The organism is Ventrimonas sp. (assembly GCF_048380235.1).
Taxonomy (GTDB): domain Bacteria; phylum Bacillota; class Clostridia; order Lachnospirales; family Lachnospiraceae; genus Brotaphodocola.
On record NZ_DBFCCJ010000006.1, the window covers coordinates 48,970 to 69,390 of the forward strand.

A 20,421-nucleotide genomic window follows, 5' to 3' on the forward strand; every position below is an offset into this window, starting at 1 on the left:
TGTTTATCCCCATTCATAGACCGCTTTCCTCTTCTGCACAAAATACTTAATCTGATTGTAACACACTCCCCGACTCCCCGAAAGGGGCAAACTCATATTTCACTCATGGAATCGTAAGAAAAGTTATCTTGTAAATCCGCCGTTTTTCTGCTATGCTAATGAACAGATTGTAACTGTCCAGGCGACAGATCATCGGGCATTTTGCCTTGCGATAAAAGGAGTTTTTTATGGAACAGAATCAGCAGCCCACATCCCGCCGTGACCATCGGTACCGCAGGAAAAAACAGAGTGAATGGCCTCATATCCTGTTATTTTATGTGCTTCCCTTCCTTGTATTCAACAGCATTTTATTTTTCTGTCTCACCACAAAGCCCAAGCTCAGTGTTGTGGTAGAGGACACCAACGACTACCTTTCCACCAACGTTGTCCTGACCGTAAAGTCGTTCTTTCCGACTAAATCCGTCAGCATGACCCTGGACGGAGAACCGCTGGAGCTGGAAAAAGGCAGACACCGTACATACACCGCCACCGTTTACAAGAACGGTTCTGTCGAAACCTCCGTTGTCAACTTAAACGGCATGCCGGCTACCGTATTTGAACATGTCAATGTATTAGATGACAATCCGCCTGAATTTTCCAGCACGGACATTCAGGACGGTGTAGTTACCCTCACGGTAGCAGACAGCCAGTCCGGCATCAACTTTGACTCCATCTACGCACTGAATTCTGCAGGTGAGCGTGTGGAGCCGCTGAGCGTTGACCGTGCCGGCAACACCCTTTCCTTTGAAATGGACCCGGCAGGACTCCATGTCTTCGCCCGCGACAAAGCAGACAATGAAGTACAGGGCACCTTCACCTCCCACAAGGAGGGCAATGTAGAAACTCTGGAGGGCGGCGCAGTCGATCCGGAGTCTGCCGAGAGTGGTGAACAGCTCCCGGATGCAGAATCCGATGCGACATCCGGAACCACAGAGGTTTCCCTTCAGCAGTAACACACACGTCTAAAAACAATATTACCAAAACAAAACGCACAGAACCTTCGGGAACCATTTCCGGGTCTGTGCGTTTTTCTGTCATGCTTTCTGCAATTTTTCCGGTTCTTCCGGCTGGCCGGATTTCTCTTTTTTCACCCGACCATAGGTCTCTGCCATCTCCCGGCACTTTGCCAGAAGCTCCGGCGTCAGATCATCCTTCTTCATACGCCAGCGCCAGTTTTTCCCCAGCGTAGACGGCTCATTGGTGCGGGCCCAGTCCCCAAGTCCCAGATAATCCTGAACCGGGATCACCGCCAGCTTTGCCACACTTGCCAGTGCGAGGTGGATATAATCCCAGTGGATCTCGCCCTCCGGCGTATATGGATTGCCCAGATACCGGATCGCAAATGCCTTGGCATCCGGCTCTAAGCTGCGGTACCAGCCCTGCAGCGTCATATTGTCATGGGTCCCTGTATACACCACACAGTTTTTCGGATACCGGTGCGGCAGATAGCTGCTCTCACCACTGGCATCAAACGCAAACTCCAGCACCTTCATGCCCGGAAAGCCGGTCTTTTTCACCAGCTTCAGCACCGAAGGCGTCAGAAAGCCCAGATCCTCCGCAATGATCGGAAGCTTGCCAAAGCGTTTCTTCATCGCCTTAAACAGCTCATAGCCAGGTCCCTTTTCCCAGTGGCCAAATTCAGCGGTCTTGTCCTTTGCCGGGATTGAATAGTAGGCATCAAATCCACGGAAATGATCCACGCGCACAACATCATACAGACGGAAGCTGTACTCCATGCGGGACAGCCACCATGCGTAATCCGTTGCCTTATGATGCTCCCACCGGTAAAGCGGATTGCCCCACAGCTGGCCGGTCGCGGAAAAGGCATCCGGCGGGCAGCCGGCAACCGCCTCCGGCTGTCCGTCTTCATCAAACTGGAACAGCTCCGGATGAGCCCAGCTGTCTGCACTGTCCATGGCGACATAGATCGGGATGTCACCGATGAGCTTTATACCTCGCCCGTTTGCATAATGTTTAAGCTTTGCCCACTGCTCCTGGAACTCATACTGCAAAAATTCATAGAACAGGATTTCCTCCCGGCAGGCTTCCCGGTAAGCCTTCACCGCCTCCGGCTTTCTGGTACGGATATCCTCATCCCATAACAGAAAGCTTTTTCCGTCAAAATGATTCTTCACTGCCATAAAAAAGCAGTATTCCCTGGTATCTGCCGTAAGTGCGTCCGCAAAAAACTCCATCAGCTTTTTATCGCTGCGGCCCTTTTTCTTCTGCTGCTCTCTCCAGCGCCCAAAGGCCCTTTTCAGCAATGGGAAACGGTGAAAATACTGCTTCTCATAATCAATATCCTGCGGATCCGTTCCAAGATCTGCAGCGTCACACTCCGCCTTTGTCAAAAGTCCCCGCGCGATCAGCTCCTCCAGATCGATAAAATACGGATTCCCGGCAAATGCGCTAAAGGACTGATAGGGCGAATCCCCATATCCGGTCGGCCCCAGCGGCAGGATCTGCCAGTAACGCTGTCCCGCCTCTGCCAGCTGGTCTACAAACGCATATGCCTCCTTTGAAAATGCTCCGATTCCATACTCCGACGGCAGACTCGCCACCGGAAGCAGCATGCCACATGCCCGTTTCATACTCCGTTCCTCCTTATACCTGACGCACCCGCGTCGAAAATCCCTTAAACCTCCACACAAACACGATCAGACGGAAGATCCAGTCTGCAAACATGGCGTACCAGATACCCAGAACGCCCATGTGAAGTCCCATTACAAATACATAGCTCAGTCCGATGCGGAATGTCCACATGGAAAACACCGAAACCAGCATGGTAAACCTGGCATCCAGCCCGGCACGCAGTGTATTTGGCAGCGCAAAAGCCAGCGGCCAGAGCACCATGCCAAAGGAATGGGCCAGCAAAAGCTTCTGCGCCAGATCCGATGCCTCCGGGGAAAGGTTATAGATTCCTACCACCTGACTCCGGAAAAATGCCATGCATGTGCAGATCAAAAGTAGCAGTCCGTAGTTTACCGCAATGACTTTTTTCGTGTAAGCCTTCGCCTGCTCCGGCTCTCCGGCACCCACACACTGACCTACAATGGTGATCAGGCCCAGCCCAAGCGCCACCCCCGGCAGATACTGGAATGTCACCAGATTTGTTGCTACCGCATAACCCGCGATAGATGCCGTACCAAGCGTGGAAACCAGACTCTGCAGCGCAATCTTTCCAAACTGGAACATGCCATTTTCCAGGCCGCTCGGAATTCCCACGGAAAGGATCTTTTTGATCATATCCGGCTGAGGGATCAGCTGGGACAACCGGTTTACCCGGATACTGTTTTTCGGGCTGCGCACCAGAAGCACCATGACCACTGCCGCAAACATACGGGAGAGCAGGGTAGGAATTGCCACGCCCTCCACACCCATGTGAAGTCCGAATACACAAAGGGCATTGCCTGCCACATTGATGGCATTCATGGCCAGGGAAACCTTCATGGAAACCTTGGAATTTCCCATGGAACGGAACAGGGCCGCGCCGGAATTATAAAGTGCCAGAAATGGATATGACATGGCAGTAAACCAAAAATACGTTGCCGCATTGTCCATAACCTCTGTCTCGACTGAGCCAAAGATCAGCCGCAGCAGATGACGGTTTCCGATAAATGCCGCCGACGCGATCAAAAGAGAAAGCACCGCCGTGATCAGGACCAGCTGTCCCGCTGCGCGGCACGCCTGGTCCTGCCGCTTCTTTCCTATGTATTGAGCACAGACCACTGCACCTCCGGTAGCCATGGCCGATAATACCTGAATGACCAGCACGCTGATGGAATCCACCAGTGCCACGCCGGACACCGCCGTCTCTCCGACAGCCGCCACCATCACAACATCCGCCATGCCTACCAGCACCGCCAGCAGCTGCTCAACCAGAAGTGGTCCAAAAAGCCGGACCATATCCTTTCGTGAAAACATACCCATTTTCTTATCCTCTGTTTCTACCGCATCATACGGGAATTTCAGTTTCATAACAAATTTATGATACCTATTTTGCCTTAAATTTACAAGTATTACTTTTCAGAGAATCGATTCTGGGCTATACTAAAAAATGTTGCCGGCCAATCCAAAGCCGGCAACGATATCCCGTCTGACAAAAAATATTTGAAATTAAGAAAGTGAGACACTATGATCAATCCAATGAAGCTTATGAAAATAAAAAACGCCTGGTCCCGCTTCGCGGCAAACCATCCGAAATTCCCCCTCTTTCTCAATGCCATCGTAAAAAAGGGCATTCAGGAGGAAACCATTTTTGAATTTAAGGTTACCTATCCTGACGGTCAGCAGCTCGTCACCAATATGCGCCTCCGTGCGGAAGATATCGAGCTCTGGAAGGAGATTTCCGAAGCCGTGCGCTAAACTGATTTTTTTCAGTCAGTCCGCTGCGCCGGACGCTTCACCAACGTGCTCATCGACTGCACTGGCGCCGCTCTGATCTGGGTTCTGGTTTATCTTTTCTCCCGCCCTTCCAGAATATCCAGAGCTGCATAAAGCGCCGCCACATGTACCGCCTGCTCAAATGTGCCTTTCCGCAGTGCCCTCCGCGCATCCTTTACATCCATAAACTCCACCGCCACGTCCTCCATCGCATCCAGATGCTGTGCCGCCACCCACTCAGCATCCGTCGCGAGATAGCAGTACGCATATGCGGTGGAATTGGCCGCATTCGGCGCTGTTTTCATCAAAAACTCCAGATGTCCGGCCTGATAGCCTGTTTCCTCCAGAAGCTCCCGTCCGGCAGCCACCTTCGGATCTTCCCCTTTTTCAATCGCGCCGGCCGGAAGCTCCAGCAGCACCTTCTCCACACCATGACGATACTGGCGCACCAGCACCAGACGCTCATCCTTTGTCAACGCAACCACCACTGCAAAGTCCGGATCCCTTCTGATATAAAATGGTTCAATGATCCGGCCATCCGGAAGTTCACAGCGCGATGCCTCCAGCTGCACCCAGGTATCCTGAAAGACAATGTCACGCTTCAACACCTTCCAGGCCATATCGTTTCTATTTCCATTCATGAATATGCCTCCCATCTGAAATACTTTTATGATACGATTTCTCTGCGTTTTTTGTTTTCTACAGCGAATGCTCCTGAATTGCCGCCACGATCACATTGCGCTGATACCTCACAGTCACCCGGCAATTGATCTGCATCCGCTTCGGCAGCGGGCTCTCATCCCGGGCCTTCACCCCCACCAGCGGCTTATGGAATTCATTCGCCGCATCGATCACAAGATCCATCCATTCCTGGTACTCTGCATACATCTCCGCAAAAAGCACCACACAGCTGCATGTCTCAATCCTGCGCCGCAGCAGCAGCCGGCGCCGTTTCAGCTCTACCCCCTCCAGTTCATCATTGTACGTCACCGAATCATCCGTCCATTTGAAATAATTTGTCGTATTCAGCCACTCGCTCACAGTCTCGTAAATCTCACGATGATCCCTCGAACGGCTGACCACAAGATGTCTGTTCTTCAGTGCTGGCATACCTATTCCCCCCATTAGTGAAAAAAGACAGCCGTTACTGTTTACGAAATAAGTAAACCATAACGAAGCTGTCTTCTCGTAATTTGATACTCCTATTTTACCGCACTTTTCTAAAAAGGAACACCCGGCTGTCAATTTTTTTTATTATTTGTCACCTTTCAGCGCAATGTTTCCCTGTTTTCGCCGCAAAAAACGCTTACCAGCCAGCCGCCATACGCTGCGCGATCTTTTCCCGGTACTTCGGGCTGATGCGGAATGCCTCACCATTCTTCATGTAGACTGTATGACTCTTCACAGACTCCACATACTTCAGATTCACCAGATAGCTGACCTGCACCCGCACAAAGTTATAATCCTGCAGAATCTTTTCGATATCATCCAACTTTCCGCGAATCAGCGGCTTATTGCCATTTTTCATATAGACATCAATGTAATGATTCCGGCTGGCCAGATACTCAATCTCATTGACATCCCAGACATGATACTTTGCCCCCTCCTGCACGATCACCTGCGTAGCGGAAATCTTTCTTTTATAGGAAATAATCGCCTGCTCCAGATCCTCATCCAGATTCGTTTTACGGACAAAATATAACGGATTCGTATCAAATGATGCAAACACCTTGTCATCGTGTGCAGATACAAACACGACTTCATCGAAACGGCCGGAATTCTTCCACTTTCTCGTAATACGAATGCCATCCTGCTCCGGCAGCACAATATCCATAAAGGCCAACTGATACGTCTTGTCACAAGCCTCCAGCTGAGCCAGGCTGTTCATACGGTCTACCTGAAACTCCAGACCGTACTTTTTAAACAACGCCTCCACCTTCATCTGAATAAGCTCTGATAAGATCTTATTATCATCAAAAACCAACGCATTTTTCATACTTTTTCTTCATCTCCCAACGAAGTTCACGTTCTTATGAATGAAACGAACTCATTATACTAAAGGGAAACCCCTTTGTAAAATGTATTTCGAAGATTCGGAAGTTCGCACAAATAATATGAGAGATAATGGAAGAAGATGGAAAAATTGCCATACAAAATCAGGGCTTCTGATCCCGTAACGTGACCCGATACGCCCATGCCAGCATCGACTCCTGGTATGCGGCCTTTCCGTACTGCCGGATCAGATCTGCTATTTCGGTCTCCGTAATCCACCTTTTCGCCGCAAGCCAATCAAGAAGCCGCTTCATCTTCTTTCTGAAATCTGCTCCTGACATCAGTAATATTTCTCCTTCCAGAACTGCCTTCAAATTTTCCAGCCACGGAAAATCCTCTTTCAATTCCGCTACACGATCTGCAGATACTTCCTGAACTGCTCCCTGAATAGAAGATGCCGTCAGTAATGCAGTTAATGACTGTGTCTTGGGATTCTCTGTCTGCAGCATCACCTTAGCAGCGCAGGCATAGCATTTCAGGAAAAATCTTGGTGCCAGATCTCCATTAGCATCCTGCAGATGGTTCGGCATCCAGGAATAACTGTCGCCTTTTTTCGGTGATGCACCCATATAACGTCCTATCAGATAAACGATAAACCTTTTGATGATATCTTCTCTTTCTGTTGGAAGATATCCAACCAAAGCATTCTCCTGAACCAATCCCGGAACTGCTGACATGTATTCTATCATTTCCCGCGTCTGCTCCTCCGTTTTTGCATTGGCAAGCCGACGAATCAAAAGACGATACAAAGAAAGCGTATTCCAGCTTAAATCAATCTGACGACTGGGTCACATGTACAGATTCACAGAATTCTATAAATGCCTTTGATGTAAACTGAGAACCTTGATCGCTGTGCAGAATGAGTTCACCTTGAAGCTTCGGCTGAGAATCTAACGCCTTTTTGAGAGTTCGTATCGCCAGATCACTGGTAATATCGCGGTCTGTTATGCTTGCAATTACACTCCGGTTGTGCAGATCCAAAATTGCGCAGTTGTATCGTACTTCTTCGTTTGAAAGAAACAGATATGTAAAGTCGGTACACCATTTCTGGTTGATTCCAGTTGCGCGGAAGTCCCGCTTAAGCCTGTTTTCAAACACTTTGTGAGCCTCTCCATGCTGAAATGCAGGCTTTTTAGGTCGAACGGTTGATTTCAGTCCGAGCATGCGATTCATATATTTATGCACCGTCGTGCAACTATACGAAAACCCTTCCCAATTTAAATATACCCGCATTGAGCGATAGCCTGTTATGCCATGATATTTGTGGTAAATATCTGTAATCTTTGACAACACCGTATTCCGATGGATATGACATTCAACAATTAAAGAAACAGTATGACGAGCACATCGTGTCTCATATCATTGACGATTTGCAAAAAGAACGGTTTGCAGGATCCGGCAAACCGTTATACACTTACTCTGAAGTCGCTGATAAATATCATACATCTGCATCAACCGTTGGACGCATAGCTGAAGACCACGGACTAAACCGACGTAAAAAGAATAATGCATAAATGCACTTATTTATATAAAAAATCTGGCCGACAGAGCATGAACTCTGTCGGCCAGATTTTTCATTTTCAATTATTCTTTTTAATTACTACTCAGCTGCCGCCTCTGTATTCTCCTCTGCTGTTGCCGCAGCTGCACCCACGGTAATAGTCTTAGAGGTCACTACCGGAGCTGCTTCTTCTTTTGCTGCGGTTTCAGTAGATGCTTCCTCAGTCTGATCATCCTCCGTTACCTCGCTGCAGGTTACGCTGATCTGGATCTTATTGTTCTTATAGGTCAGGGAATAGCTGTTGCCGCTGTCGGTCTTGCCTTCACGGGTCAGATTGGTAACGCCCTGTTCGCGCTGTCCCTGTACATAATCGGTCACTGCCTTACCTTCCGTGTCGCCCAATGCTGCAACTACGCTCTGCTCATATGCAGTGTTATAGAGGTTACGGTCTGCCTCCGGAGCTGCATCGTAGACGTAAACAAGATCTACTGCGTTTGCCTTATCTTTCGCACTGTTCCACATGCTGAATTTATAAAAATCTCCGGAATTGCTGTCGTGGAAGGTACGGGATACTTCCAGATTATCCTCAGTGGTCAGAATCTGCACAGAGTTATCTGTACGTGCTGCAGCAAGTGTCTTCGTAATCTTGTTGATGATCACCTTTAACTCAGAAATGTAGCTTCTGCGGGTTGTACTGACTGCCGCATTCTTATCTTTTGCTTCAGATGCTGCAACCTTTGCTGCTGCAACGGTCTTACCCGGATTCTGCTTGCTTGCCTTCTTTGCCGCTTCTCTGTTCTCACGATCGATATCTTCCTGGGACTTTTCCTGACGCACTCCCTCGGAATTCAACCAGTAGCCATCTACCGTAGTATCTGTCATGCGGTAGCCATCCGGATCCAGATGATAAACCAGCTGGGTATCCGGATCGGTAAACCAGTTGCCAGACGGCCAGTTGCCATTATCGTATACATATTTCTGCTTGTCACCGTATGGGGTGCTCTCTGTTACCCAGCCTGCTGCAAATGCGGTGATACCGGTAGATAAGGTCATAGCAGCTGCAACTGCCGCAATACCAAGTGCTTTCTTTCTCATATTGAATTTACCTCCAATGTAATTTTCCTTTTCATGATCGTCAATGAAACTTTTCGTTATATACTTTTCTTAACATATAGAAGCATACCATAAATCAAAGTTCTCTACAACTATCTGAAAAGTGAAGATTTTATGACTTTACACTAAGATAAATGTTAAAAAAATGTAATATGCCTTGAAAAAACAGCTGTAATCAGGCCAGTTCCTTATCGCACATATCCAATGCGGAGGCAATCACTGCATCCATATCATAATACTTATACTCACCCAGACGACCGCCGAATACGATCTTCTTTTCCTGCTCTGCCAGTTTTTTGTATTCTGCATAGAGATTTCCGTTCTTCTCATCATTGACCGGATAATACGGCTCATCTCCCGGCTTCCACTCGGAGCTGTACTCACGACTGATCACCGTCTTCGGAATCTCATTGCCCTCGTCATCCTTACCAAACTCAAACCACTTATGTTCAATGATACGGGTCCACGGTGTCTCTGCGTCGGTATAGTTTACAGCCGCATTTCCCTGGAAATTCGGCTTGTCCAAAAGCTCTGTCTCAAAGCGTACGGAGCGGTACTCCAATGCGCCAAGCTTAAAATCAAAGTATGCGTCAATTGCTCCGGTATAGATGACCTTCTCAGCCAGCTTGTCGTAGACTTCCTTTTCGGCCAGATAATCCACACCAAGCTTCACCTCAATGCCCTCCAGCATATTGGCAACCATCTTCGTGTAGCCGCCCATCGGAATGCCCTGATATAACGCATTAAAATAGTTGTTATCAAAGGTAAGGCGAACCGGCAGACGCTTGATGATAAATGCCGGAAGCTCGGAACATGGTCTGCCCCACTGCTTCTCCGTGTAGCCTTTTACCAACTTCTCATAAATATCGGTACCGATCAGGCTGATAGCCTGCTCTTCCAGGTTCTTCGGCTCGGTAATGCCTGCCGCCTTTTTCTGCTCCTCAATCTTCGCAGCAGCCTCTTCCGGTGTCACAACGCCCCACATCTTGTTGAAGGTATACATATTGAACGGCAGAGAATATAACTCCCCATGATAATTTGCTACCGGAGAGTTTGTAAAACGGTTGAACTCTGCAAACTGGTTCACATACTCCCAGACCTTGCGGTTATTTGTATGGAAAATATGTGCGCCATACTTGTGCACGTGGATTTTTTCCACATCCTCGGTATAAACATTGCCTGCAATATTCGGGCGCTTATCAATCACCAGAACAGATTTTCCATGTTTCTTTGCCTCATGCGCAAATACCGCGCCGTAAAGGCCGGCTCCTACTACCAGATAATCGTACATTGTCATATCCTCCTGATTTTTTCTATGCATGTCTTGAAAATGTAATATCCATTTCAATTCTCTACGGAAACCTTTTCGAAATTGCAGCAATCATCTTAGGCGAAGTCACTCTAACTGTATCGTTAAATTGACGCTCATAAACCTCATCACCCAAGCATGACATTTCCTTCTGAGCTGGAACCTTTATTCGAATCACAGACATACCATGATAATCTATAATATCCACATTTGATAATACAGAAGAAATTAAAGTCTCTGGCAAACTCGATGTTTTTATAAAACCAATTATTTTTCTACAATAATTTTCTAAAGATATACCCAAAACTTTTGCTTCTCTGTCAATTCCAACAACACTATGTTTAAGGATTTTCACTGGATGCACGCCATCTAGCGTCTCAATTCGTCTTGCATCTTCTGTTGTATCCGCAACACCTAAAAAAATATATCCATCAACATCTGGTCCTATATTAGCAATAGCGCATATCGTTTTTAATATTCTCTGCTCTAATGTTCTATCATACTCTCTATTATCATCTAATCTTAAAAAACCCTGTTTAAATTCATATCTGGGTGTTTCAATTTTAGAACGCCGTATAGAATTTTCAAAATCAATTGCCAAACCACTTCCATGCAACAGAGCTGGCGGCTCCTTTTTTACAAACCATGGCCTTAGTAAATTTGCTGTCAATGTTATATTATGTTGGCGACCATCGGTAGTCGCATAGTGTGTTTCCATTTTAATACGCTTTTGCAAGTCAATAAGACTATCTAAAATTTCCTTAGAATCACAAGGCGACAAATCCTGATTTACTAATAATTCATAAAAAGCCATAAATACTGTATAGAATGCATTTTTTATTGGGCCTTTTGCTTTCGGTGTTATAATATTTCTCAAAAAATTAGGAGCCTCTGATATACTTTCTACACAGTTTTTTATTACAGAAAATGTATTTCGTATATCTAATTGTAGCTTTTCTGGTGTATAACGCATTAATGCCACCGATATCTTTTCATAAAAATCAGATGTCACATCATACGCTTTGTCCAACTTTTCTTTACTTCTAGCAAATGGTTCTCCTAGCAGAATAGATATTGCAATATCTGCAATCACCTCTTCATCATCACTATTTCGTAAATCCTGCACTGCCAAGATACCTTGTTTTACCCAAAATGTATTTTCTGCCTTTAATCCATACCGTTCATTATCTCTATTACTACCTATACTTATCTGTGGCATATCAAAAAGCATCAATGATTCATTTGTAGAATCTCCTCTTATTTCTGCCGCAAGCACTCGAACAAGCCTCGGAAAATCACCAATAACTCCCGCTTGCCGTTGTTCCTGATTGCTTAGTTGTCTTCCGCCAGAATTAATTCTCCTAAAAATTTCAAAAACTTGTTTTTCTTCTTCTACTTTAAATGAAGTAATTGCTAATTGATAATCCAAAAAATTGGCACAAATTTGACTTTCTAACTTTTCCCTTCCCGTATACTCTATAAATAAACCCTCTTTTTCCGCTTGCTTCGCCCTAGCTAATTGACTAACGTCAAAATATTTACCATTCCACGAAAACTCATTTTCTATAAATGCCACTATAGCATTTAATCTTTGCAATCCATCAAGTATTTCATAGATTATCTTTCCATCACCACCTGTATATTCTGCAAATAATATTAACGGAATTGGATAACCTTTCATTATACTATCAATAAGATTTTCTTTTTCCTGTTCTGTCCAAACAAGCTTTCTTTGATATTTTCTATTAACTATAATCTGTTTTTCTCTATATCTTCTGTAAATCTCTTGAATACTAACACCACTCGGAATTACGCTCATTACCTTTTCTTCCCTTTACAATTTATAATTATACAACATTCATTTGTATATTAGGCGATTTTCATTCAAATAATTTTTCCCTATAAACGCCTTGCTGAATCAGCGCCTGAATGGAATCCACCACAATCTGCTTGTCCTCTTTATAGGTGACGCCAAACCAACGGTCTCCGGTCTCCAGAACCTTCACACGGGCTTTCTGTTCTGCCAGAAGCTTATCAATGATCTTCGGAAGCAGATACTCTGCCTTCATGGCATCGTCCCCAAGGCTATCCAGAAATCCGGCAAACCCATCCTCCAGCATCTCCAGAAATCTCGGTGGCAGTCCCCACATATTCATAGATACATGCTGGTCTTCACTCACGGAAACCGGCTGTTTCTGCTCATCACAGGCTGTCAGCACACCAGCCTTCATCTGAATCTCGTAAGTTTCTGTTACTCGCTGTAAATAGCCATTTGCGTCCACAGAGCAGACACCACGGGTCACACCGCCATTATCACTTAACGTATTGGAAAGGATGAACCCTGCCATGCAGATATCGTAAACCGGATTTTCTGTATCCATTTCCGTAGTCATATACTGATAGAGCTTTACGAAGGCCTCTTTTCCGTAATAGTCATCCGCATTGATCACAATAAACGGTTCCTTCACCAGATCCCTGACACACAGAACCGCCTGACCGGTTCCCCACGGCTTCGTTCTGCCCCAGGTATTCCTGCGGTCGCCCGGAAGCTCATCTACAGACTGGTATGCATATTCTACCGGCACCAGTTTCTCAATCCGCTTTCCAATAATCTCCTTAAAATCCTCTTCGATATCCTTGCGGATAATGAAAACCACTTTGTTACAGCCTGCCTCTAAGGCATCATGGATGGAATAATCCATGATGATCTCACCATTCGGGCCAACCGGCTCCAACTGCTTGATGCCGCCGCCAAAACGGCTGCCAATTCCTGCTGCCATGACAACCAACGTTACGTTCTTCATTTGTGCTCTCCTCCACCAATATTTTATTTATATCATCTTATCTACTAGCCCTTTGTCGTTTCAAATGATTTCGCCCCACACAAAGCTGCCAGTGTCATTGCCACTTTGTGAGCCATTTCAATATCCAGACTGTCTCTTTCTTTTATATCGACCTCTGTATGCACTGTATCTCTTTTCTTATTATCCGGTGCAATTCTCCATCTGCAATTTACCTCATCTTCGGTGCAGTTTTTCACTTCAATCAAACAATTCACGGAAAAATAGCGTGCAATGTACGCCTACCACAGTCTGCCACAGGACAGTATTATTTTATAAACCCAAATAATCCGCGAACTGTTCCTGTGTATATGCATGGACTTCCCGAAAATACAATCCCATATAGCGTTCCAAATCAAATAAAATCAGTTCTTTGTTCGCTTTGCCTGCTATATAATCTCCAATTTTATTTCTGGAAACAGAATCCTGTGTTTTTTCTTTTTTCTGCTGATTTGGAAGCGAGTTCTTTTCCTGATTATACACTACAATAAACACAGCATTTTCTCTTGCTGTAAGCACCGTACTTCCGGTAATGTCTCCAAAAATCAAGAGACTGTCCCGAAGCTTGTCTTTGATATTACGATTATTCACTTTTCCATTCTTAAATTCAACAAACGCAATCTTATTTTTCCACACTGTCAGTGCATCTACCGAAGCCACAGCCTCTTCAGAGCATCCATATTGATTCGCATAGCATGTTTTCACTCTGTCAAAATCAACCACACTCAAATTGGATTCTGTTAGATATTGCACATTCATTTTATCACTATCGTCCTTCGATGTCTCCTTCAATGTTGTCTTGTTATCCCGAAAAAGTGTATAATCGTTTAAATTCATCACAGGCGACCTCTCTCGTTTTCCAACGTCTGCAACGGCTTCGCCAATTTGCTGTAAATTTTCTCGATACAGTTTGTAACGTCTTCTATTCTGGCCGCCACTCCGTCCGAAGAAGAAAGATAGTATTTACATTGATCCGCAATCCCGTACTTTGCAGAATAAACTTCAATTGCATTCAAAAAATATGGACTATGCGTATTCAATAAAACATGAATTTCAAACTCTCTCTGAATTAGCACGATCAATTCTGCAAACAACAGCTGCCATTCCGGATGTAAATGAATCTCCGGCTCATCCAGAATCACAACTCCATTCTGTTCTATCACGCCCTTTTCCAGGAGCAGTTTTAAAATAACAAACGTTTTCAATCCCATCGACAAGTTACGAACACTGAGAACTTTATCAGAATCAGGTTTCCTATAACCTACCTCAGAACGTTTACCCCTGACGATTTCCCCCATAAAAAACGGGACGAAAAAATACCCAAAACAGTTCTCGGTTCGTCCAAAACAAACGGATCATCCAGATAAATTGCTTCCGTATTCAATGATAATTCATCAGATAGCTTAACTTTTGTTTCCGCATCTGGCGTTAAATGTACAGTTATTTTTTCCCTTTTTATGTTCAAGCATATTTTTCCGATCTGTTCCGAATAAAGATTACACACCTGGTCATCAAACTCCGCTGTAATTCGTTTGTCCAAGACCGCACTGTAAAAATCAGAATCCTTCACTTTCAACACACGTTCTATCGATGCAACCGTTTTTTCCAGAGTTTGTTCTGAAAAATCCATGTCACCCAGGTACGAAACCAAATAGTCTTTCACATCATTCGTATGATGCAGTAAAATATCCCGTGCCATCTCAACTGTGTTCCATCGCTGCACAGTATTCCTGTCCAAACTGTAAGTGTAATATAACCGATCCAGCAAATTTTCAATACTATCCTCGCGCTGCTGTTTTACCTGATTTTCAATATCGTAAAAGCTATTGAACACTGCAAACAAAGCTCTTCCCACAGTGCTCTTTCCTGTATTGTTTTCACCGGCAATTAGCGTGATTCCATTGATTTCAATGTCAGCCTGCTCCACTTTTGCAATATTTCTTAATGATAGTTTCACGCTTATTCCTTTCTGCTCATGACAGCCTCCATACACTGTAGGCATCACTTATTCTTTCCATTCTTTCTCCAGTTTCTTTCGAACAGAAACTCTGATCTTATCCTCATTGAGTCCTTTAAAGCAAAATGATACAATCACAACAGAAACGACTACATATAACACATCCAACAGATACTTAATATAATCATAGCGTATTTGCACTTTCTCTGTAACCTCATTGACTGAAAACACCCATTTCCCTGTTATCAATATCAGTGCCAGAAAGCCTATGACCAAGCCGCCCGTAACCACAATATATATTTTTAGTCGGCGTTTTGTTCTTCTATCTGTTTCTGAATCGATATATTTCTGCTTTTGTTCCGCCTTCGTTTTTTCAACGCTTTCTTTTAATTGTTGCTCAAGGTATGCATTTTCATTCCTTAAAGCATTTACCTGCGCGTCTGCCTTATCCTTTTCCGCCTCTACTGCAGCTGCTGTTTCCAGTTTTGCTTTTTCATTTTCCTCAGCTAAAATCTGGTTGATCACATACTGATGTGAAGTTTCCACGATTTGTTCGGAATTTAAATCTTTATAGTCATGCTGCAGTTTCTCCGCTATATCAAAAATAATCGTTTCTTTCATATCAACCGGTTCCTGTAATGCAATAACCGACTTCAATATTTCCATTTTTCTTGCATCGGCAGGCTCATTCTCTGAAAAACTAAAATTCAGAAATCTTGTAAAAGCAGAGTAATCATCTGCTGTTGTTCTGCCCGCATACTGAAGAATGATCGAATACCATACACTCGGCAGAACAACGGTAGGAATTGCTCCCGGTCGTTTTTCTCTTTCCCATCCAGAGAAAGCGTGATCCGCTGTGATCAGATAGTGATCTGTCGCAAAGAAATTTTCTCCCTTTTTTTCTCTGTTCTGTTCCTGTATGTACAGATAATTATTAATATCCGCCTTTATGGAAGGATCATAGGTATTTCTTCTATGTTCAATTTTGTACTGCTTTAACGATTCGAACTGTTCAGCGTATTCCTTTTTGTTCCGACCGGAATAATCATCGAATGTGACTTGCTTGAAGCGGGATAAAATTTGGGACGTCCGCATTCGTAAATCCCGTTCAAAGGAACTGTAATCGCTGGTTCTGTTAACAGGATCTTTTGTCCATTCTACATACTGTTCATAAAAAGCACTGTTGCTCATTCTATCATCCAGACACGATATCGCACGAACCGAAAGCGGCGCTGAATCTGCCAACAATGCTTTGATCTGACCAACATAATAACAAATGGTATCGTTTAATTCACTTCTTGTGTGGTTTGAATATAATATCTCAACTCCAGTTTCCTTGCATTTCAAAATAAACGCATCAATTACCAGTTTCCGTTTTTCATTATTTAATCCCATCAGCCGGAATACAATATTTGTGTCAAGATAAAATTTCTTTTGATTAAAAATGGTTTGATAAACAGTCTTATCTTTGCGTACTGTCATCATACAATAATCAAAACAACACGAAATCAACTGATAAACACAACGATTTTTGTCCAGATTATCCCAGTAAATGAATGCATTCAGAATTTTCTTTTCATCCGTAGAATAGTCACAATTTGCCGCCTTGATTCCCAAATGTTCCCCATTCATCAATGCCTGAATCGTTTCCGCATTGGAATTAAACACATCATAAAGATATTTTACCAGCAAATCACAAAATGCCTTTTCCGAAACATCAAGTTCTTCATGCTCCTTTAAAAACAGTTCCACGATTTTTCTAATCGAGGAGTCATCTGTTTTCTTTCTGATTTTTTCATATTCTTCCGGGGTTATAGAATATGCCTTAAGCACTTCATCTCTCGTTTCATTGATCTGAATAATCCTATTCTGATTTTTATTATGAATAGTCCCAATTATTTCGGAATCCGAAAAATCCAGTGCATATTTATCCCTGATATCCGCGATAATATCGGTAATTGTCAACCCCGTATTGTATTTGTCAAACAAAACAAGCGCTATCATTTTTTCCAAGTTTTTATTGAATGTACTTGCTTTATTTTCCCCAAACATCAATGCCAATCTTAAATAACTGCTGCGTTCCAATAAAATAGTCCTCTTTTCCTAGGTACTTGCTATGAAGCGTTTACAATTTCAAAATCACTAATAGCAATTTTCCCGACCGCTCCACCACGAGCAATCGGGAAACATAAATTAATTCTATTCTATCAGATTTTATCTTTTTTTGATACACGAAAAACGAATAATTTGCTGAATATATAATTCGCTATTGTAACAACAACCTGCACCACCAGTTTCGCCAGCTTATCATTCATACCGCACAATGTTACCATAACAAACATAATTGCCATGTCCATAAACAGCGTAAGCAGTCTTGAAGAATAAAACGCAGCCGCTTCCTGCAGCCAGTCTTTGCGCTTGCTCTGAAACACGTATATACGGCTTGTAATATATGCAAATGTAACCGCTGCAATCCAGGATAATACATTAGCGGCCTGTAATTGTAATGCACTCTGCGGATTTAAAAATGTCAATACGCAGACATAATAAACGGCAAGGCTTACTACAGTGGTCAATACTCCTACTATCAAATAGCGAATAATTTCTCTATAATTTTTCTTCATAGCTCTTATTTAATTCTCTTCACCTTTTCCCCATTACTCTCTGCAACAATATAATGCGGCCTGTGCTTTGCCTCATTGTAGGTCTTTGCAATATACTGTCCCATAATGCCCATACTGAACAGTTGAATTGCTCCAATAAAAATGATCACGCACATGGTAGATGCCCATCCGGCAACTGGATCACCGAAGCATAACCGTCTGACAATCACAATCACCATCATAATGAAAGCGATGAATGTCATTCCAATTCCAGCCCACGAAGCAATACTGAGTGGTGCCTCTGAAAAATTAATGATACCATCAATCGCGTACTTAAATAATTTCCAGAAATTCCATTTTGTTTCACCAGCAACCCGTTCTACATTCTTAAACGGCAGCCAATATGTTTTAAAACCGATCCAGCCAAAAATACCTTTAGAAAAACGGTTGTATTCTCCCATGGCTACGATTGCATCTACCATTTCACGCTTCATTAATCGGAAGTCCCGTGCACCATCTACAATATCTGCATCTGATATTTTATTAATGAGCTGATAGAACTTTCTGGCAAACCAGGAGCGGATTGGCGGTTCTCCATCTCTGCTTACCCGGCGTGTTGCCACACTGTCATAATCTTCTGTTTCCAGAATTTTAACCATCTGCGGCAATAATGCGGGCGGATCCTGCATATCTGCATCCATGACTGCCACATAGTCTGCATCGGCATTGGAGAATCCCGCATACATCGCCGCCTCTTTTCCGAAGTTTCTTGAAAAAGAAATATATGTAACATTTTCATTCTTCGCTGCAAAATTTTTTAAGATTGAAAGCGTATTATCTTTTGAACCATCATTCACAAAAATCAATTCATATTGACAATTCATTGTAGTTACAACTTTCATAACCTCTTCATAAAAAATCGGAAGTGCTTCCTGCTCATTGTAGCAAGGAACAATCAGCGCTACTTTCATAATCCACCTTCTCTACCAGTACTTATACTTTCCTGTCCTTATTTTTCGTGCTTCCTAACGTGTTAATTCATAAGCTTTGCATCTCGACTCAAATAATGGTCTCCATGCCCGATACCCGGCAGCATTACAAACCCTGTTTAAAATTTCTTTCTGATCAAAAGACTCATCAACATAAACAATCAGATTCTTTTTGTCTGGATCCAGCTTTTCAGCTAATGCCTCAATACGATCCGGAACTTCCGTAAATACACGCCCCATATTTTCCAATTCCAGAGCATTTCCTACCAGCTTATAATAATCCCAGGTAATATACAGACAGTCCTCACCTACATGCTCTTTCATAATATTTACATTGTTCACATAGTTTTTATACAGATACTGTACGTGCTTTCCGCTTACTCCAAATATGGAAAAAACAGCAGCCATTATCAGCGCAGTAGCGAATGCAGTGTTCTTTGAGCCCCAGTAATTTACAATCTTAAATACAAAATAGAACATCAGCAATGTTAATTCCGGGTATATGCCAAACACATATCGGTCAACCTGATATGGAGCTATCTTTAGAATAATCGCAAAATAACTCACACTGACAAAAAGCACACACCCAACTGCAGAGATTTCTCTTTTAAGAGTCTCATCTATCTTCTCCAATGCCATTCTAAATGTCTGCCCATTACCAGTTCTTTTTCTCACCCAGCTGATTAACGTACACAGACCACATACCATAATCACTATTCCTAATATATTTTGAGAATTTGCAAATAACTGTTCTCCTATAATAGACCAATATCGTTTTGCATTTCCAAGAATATCGCTTAAGTTGAATAAATTATGAACTGCCTCATTCCCTCGCTGTCCAAAAAACAGCTTTATATAAGCCACTGGAAATGTCAATGCCACCAACAGTAAACTGATAAACATCGTAACACAATATTTTATCAGCGTTTTTCTTTTTCCCGTCCACAATAAATAAAAGAAATAAAATGCTGCTGTAAAAAAAGCAATTACAAAAAAATAATAATGGCTCATATACCCTAAATAAGCAATCAATATTAAAATCAACCAATCTCTCGACTGTATTTTATCTTCCGTAATCCATTTCACATGTAAATTGAATAATGTCAATACCCATACTGTCAATAACACATACATGCGAATATAAATCACATTACTGATTGCCCCCGCACTGAAACCATATGCTATCACAGGAATCAAAGCCAGCCACTCACTTTTAAATATCCGTCTCGCTAAAGCAAACAACAAATACATGGACACTGCAAAATAAACAATATTGGGAATAATCCCATACCATTTACTAAATGTATTTGGAAAAAGTGATGAGATTGTATGTAATACCATATAAAACAGCGGAGGATGATAATCCTGCGTCTGATTGTACACGACTGATCCATATCGAAACCGCTGTTCTGGGAGCACTTCCAAATAGTCCCGGAAATATTCTCCCGATACCCAACGTTCTTCTAAGGCATCATCCGAATATACATGCGGATGATAATAGCTGTTAGCCAGACCATATGACCACAACTCATCCACAAAATATCCTTGTTTTGCATTTCCAAAATAAATCATACATACAATCTGCAATAACAGTATTACACCAAATGCAATCTTGTTGTAACTCTTGCTTTTCAT

The 20,421-nt window shown here is 43.3% G+C and carries 21 protein-coding genes; 2 read left to right on the top strand and 19 right to left on the bottom strand.

The window, feature by feature from the left end:
- Positions 1-227: 227 nt before the first annotated feature.
- On the top strand, positions 228-992 hold the full coding sequence (locus ACMP1L_RS00610) for a hypothetical protein (protein ID WP_418451651.1): 765 nt from the start codon (positions 228-230) through the stop codon (positions 990-992).
- 81 nt (positions 993-1,073) lie between these two features.
- Here the strand turns inward: ACMP1L_RS00610 and malQ are convergent, their stop codons facing one another.
- A complete protein-coding gene (gene malQ, locus ACMP1L_RS00615; RefSeq protein WP_418451653.1) occupies positions 1,074-2,630 on the bottom strand; it encodes a 4-alpha-glucanotransferase in 1,557 nt (518 codons plus the stop codon).
- Between the two features lie 13 nt (positions 2,631-2,643).
- Positions 2,644-3,963, bottom strand: coding sequence for an MATE family efflux transporter (locus ACMP1L_RS00620; protein WP_475544497.1), 1,320 nt, complete (start codon positions 3,961-3,963; stop codon positions 2,644-2,646).
- Positions 3,964-4,173: 210 nt separating this feature from the next.
- Between ACMP1L_RS00620 and ACMP1L_RS00625 the strand changes: the two genes are divergently transcribed.
- The gene (locus ACMP1L_RS00625) at positions 4,174-4,404 is read left to right on the top strand and encodes a hypothetical protein (protein ID WP_118733461.1); all 231 of its coding nucleotides are present in this window, start codon (positions 4,174-4,176) and stop codon (positions 4,402-4,404) included.
- An 89-nt stretch (positions 4,405-4,493) separates the two neighbouring features.
- Here ACMP1L_RS00625 and ACMP1L_RS00630 read toward each other — a convergent pair whose 3' ends face one another.
- The 17 genes from ACMP1L_RS00630 to ACMP1L_RS00710 all read right to left on the bottom strand — a co-directional run bounded on the left by ACMP1L_RS00630 (position 4,494) and on the right by ACMP1L_RS00710 (position 20,421).
- On the bottom strand, positions 4,494-5,063 hold the full coding sequence (locus tag ACMP1L_RS00630) for an NUDIX hydrolase (protein WP_418451656.1): 570 nt from the start codon (positions 5,061-5,063) through the stop codon (positions 4,494-4,496).
- Between the two features lie 58 nt (positions 5,064-5,121).
- On the bottom strand, positions 5,122-5,532 hold the full coding sequence (locus ACMP1L_RS00635) for a TIR domain-containing protein (RefSeq protein WP_418451658.1): 411 nt from the start codon (positions 5,530-5,532) through the stop codon (positions 5,122-5,124).
- Between the two features lie 196 nt (positions 5,533-5,728).
- Positions 5,729-6,418 carry a LytR/AlgR family response regulator transcription factor gene (locus tag ACMP1L_RS00640; protein WP_118733458.1) on the bottom strand — a complete coding sequence of 230 codons (690 nt, stop codon included), beginning with the start codon at positions 6,416-6,418 and terminating at the stop codon, positions 5,729-5,731.
- 160 nt (positions 6,419-6,578) lie between these two features.
- The gene (locus tag ACMP1L_RS00645) at positions 6,579-7,163 is read right to left on the bottom strand and encodes a hypothetical protein (protein ID WP_418451659.1); all 585 of its coding nucleotides are present in this window, start codon (positions 7,161-7,163) and stop codon (positions 6,579-6,581) included.
- Between the two features lie 82 nt (positions 7,164-7,245).
- Positions 7,246-7,764 carry a DDE-type integrase/transposase/recombinase gene (locus ACMP1L_RS00650; protein ID WP_418451660.1) on the bottom strand — a complete coding sequence of 173 codons (519 nt, stop codon included), beginning with the start codon at positions 7,762-7,764 and terminating at the stop codon, positions 7,246-7,248.
- 310 nt (positions 7,765-8,074) lie between these two features.
- Positions 8,075-9,070, bottom strand: coding sequence for a hypothetical protein (locus ACMP1L_RS00655; RefSeq protein WP_418451662.1), 996 nt, complete (start codon positions 9,068-9,070; stop codon positions 8,075-8,077).
- Between the two features lie 193 nt (positions 9,071-9,263).
- A complete protein-coding gene (gene glf, locus ACMP1L_RS00660; protein WP_418451663.1) occupies positions 9,264-10,379 on the bottom strand; it encodes a UDP-galactopyranose mutase in 1,116 nt (371 codons plus the stop codon).
- Between the two features lie 61 nt (positions 10,380-10,440).
- Positions 10,441-12,216, bottom strand: coding sequence for a GmrSD restriction endonuclease domain-containing protein (locus ACMP1L_RS00665; protein ID WP_418451664.1), 1,776 nt, complete (start codon positions 12,214-12,216; stop codon positions 10,441-10,443).
- Positions 12,217-12,277: 61 nt separating this feature from the next.
- Positions 12,278-13,201, bottom strand: a complete 924-nt coding sequence (locus ACMP1L_RS00670) for a nucleotidyltransferase family protein (protein WP_418451666.1) — start codon at positions 13,199-13,201, stop codon at positions 12,278-12,280.
- A gap of 44 nt (positions 13,202-13,245) precedes the next feature.
- Positions 13,246-13,455: a DUF6661 family protein gene (locus tag ACMP1L_RS00675; RefSeq protein ID WP_418451668.1), complete on the bottom strand. Its 210-nt coding sequence runs from the start codon at positions 13,453-13,455 to the stop codon at positions 13,246-13,248.
- A gap of 55 nt (positions 13,456-13,510) precedes the next feature.
- Entirely contained in the window at positions 13,511-14,074 is a 564-nt protein-coding gene (locus tag ACMP1L_RS00680) for a hypothetical protein (RefSeq protein ID WP_418451669.1), read from the bottom strand.
- Entirely contained in the window at positions 14,074-14,535 is a 462-nt protein-coding gene (locus ACMP1L_RS00685) for an AAA family ATPase (protein ID WP_418451670.1), read from the bottom strand. The genes ACMP1L_RS00680 and ACMP1L_RS00685 overlap by 1 nt, the downstream gene beginning before the upstream one ends.
- Positions 14,499-15,239 (bottom strand): ATP-binding protein, encoded by a 741-nt coding sequence (locus ACMP1L_RS00690; protein WP_418451672.1) that lies wholly within the window; start codon positions 15,237-15,239, stop codon positions 14,499-14,501. Before ACMP1L_RS00690 ends, ACMP1L_RS00685 begins: the two co-directional genes overlap by 37 nt.
- Before the next feature lie 3 nt (positions 15,240-15,242).
- The gene (locus tag ACMP1L_RS00695) at positions 15,243-17,279 is read right to left on the bottom strand and encodes a hypothetical protein (protein WP_418451674.1); all 2,037 of its coding nucleotides are present in this window, start codon (positions 17,277-17,279) and stop codon (positions 15,243-15,245) included.
- A gap of 122 nt (positions 17,280-17,401) precedes the next feature.
- On the bottom strand, positions 17,402-17,818 hold the full coding sequence (locus ACMP1L_RS00700) for a GtrA family protein (protein WP_373242245.1): 417 nt from the start codon (positions 17,816-17,818) through the stop codon (positions 17,402-17,404).
- A 5-nt stretch (positions 17,819-17,823) separates the two neighbouring features.
- A complete protein-coding gene (locus ACMP1L_RS00705; RefSeq protein WP_418451676.1) occupies positions 17,824-18,768 on the bottom strand; it encodes a glycosyltransferase family 2 protein in 945 nt (314 codons plus the stop codon).
- 54 nt (positions 18,769-18,822) lie between these two features.
- Complete coding sequence (locus ACMP1L_RS00710; RefSeq protein ID WP_418451678.1) at positions 18,823-20,421, bottom strand: glycosyltransferase family 39 protein; 1,599 nt, start codon at positions 20,419-20,421, stop codon at positions 18,823-18,825.

What these genes read in the sequence shown, in the direction of transcription:
- ACMP1L_RS00610 (WP_418451651.1), top strand. Translation starts at nt 228, where the DNA reads ATGGAACAGAATCAGCAGCCCACATCCCGCCGTGACCATCGGTACCGC.
- malQ (WP_418451653.1), bottom strand. Translation starts at nt 2,630, where the DNA reads ATGAAACGGGCATGTGGCATGCTGCTTCCGGTGGCGAGTCTGCCGTCG.
- ACMP1L_RS00620 (WP_475544497.1), bottom strand. Translation starts at nt 3,963, where the DNA reads ATGTTTTCACGAAAGGATATGGTCCGGCTTTTTGGACCACTTCTGGTT.
- ACMP1L_RS00625 (WP_118733461.1), top strand. Translation starts at nt 4,174, where the DNA reads ATGATCAATCCAATGAAGCTTATGAAAATAAAAAACGCCTGGTCCCGC.
- ACMP1L_RS00630 (WP_418451656.1), bottom strand. Translation starts at nt 5,063, where the DNA reads ATGAATGGAAATAGAAACGATATGGCCTGGAAGGTGTTGAAGCGTGAC.
- ACMP1L_RS00635 (WP_418451658.1), bottom strand. Translation starts at nt 5,532, where the DNA reads ATGCCAGCACTGAAGAACAGACATCTTGTGGTCAGCCGTTCGAGGGAT.
- ACMP1L_RS00640 (WP_118733458.1), bottom strand. Translation starts at nt 6,418, where the DNA reads ATGAAAAATGCGTTGGTTTTTGATGATAATAAGATCTTATCAGAGCTT.
- ACMP1L_RS00645 (WP_418451659.1), bottom strand. Translation starts at nt 7,163, where the DNA reads ATGATAGAATACATGTCAGCAGTTCCGGGATTGGTTCAGGAGAATGCT.
- ACMP1L_RS00655 (WP_418451662.1), bottom strand. Translation starts at nt 9,070, where the DNA reads ATGAGAAAGAAAGCACTTGGTATTGCGGCAGTTGCAGCTGCTATGACC.
- glf (WP_418451663.1), bottom strand. Translation starts at nt 10,379, where the DNA reads ATGTACGATTATCTGGTAGTAGGAGCCGGCCTTTACGGCGCGGTATTT.
- ACMP1L_RS00665 (WP_418451664.1), bottom strand. Translation starts at nt 12,216, where the DNA reads ATGAGCGTAATTCCGAGTGGTGTTAGTATTCAAGAGATTTACAGAAGA.
- ACMP1L_RS00670 (WP_418451666.1), bottom strand. Translation starts at nt 13,201, where the DNA reads ATGAAGAACGTAACGTTGGTTGTCATGGCAGCAGGAATTGGCAGCCGT.
- ACMP1L_RS00680 (WP_418451669.1), bottom strand. Translation starts at nt 14,074, where the DNA reads ATGAATTTAAACGATTATACACTTTTTCGGGATAACAAGACAACATTG.
- ACMP1L_RS00685 (WP_418451670.1), bottom strand. Translation starts at nt 14,535, where the DNA reads ATGGGGGAAATCGTCAGGGGTAAACGTTCTGAGGTAGGTTATAGGAAA.
- ACMP1L_RS00690 (WP_418451672.1), bottom strand. Translation starts at nt 15,239, where the DNA reads ATGCCTACAGTGTATGGAGGCTGTCATGAGCAGAAAGGAATAAGCGTG.
- ACMP1L_RS00700 (WP_373242245.1), bottom strand. Translation starts at nt 17,818, where the DNA reads ATGAAGAAAAATTATAGAGAAATTATTCGCTATTTGATAGTAGGAGTA.
- ACMP1L_RS00705 (WP_418451676.1), bottom strand. Translation starts at nt 18,768, where the DNA reads ATGAAAGTAGCGCTGATTGTTCCTTGCTACAATGAGCAGGAAGCACTT.
- ACMP1L_RS00710 (WP_418451678.1), bottom strand. Translation starts at nt 20,421, where the DNA reads ATGAAAAGCAAGAGTTACAACAAGATTGCATTTGGTGTAATACTGTTA.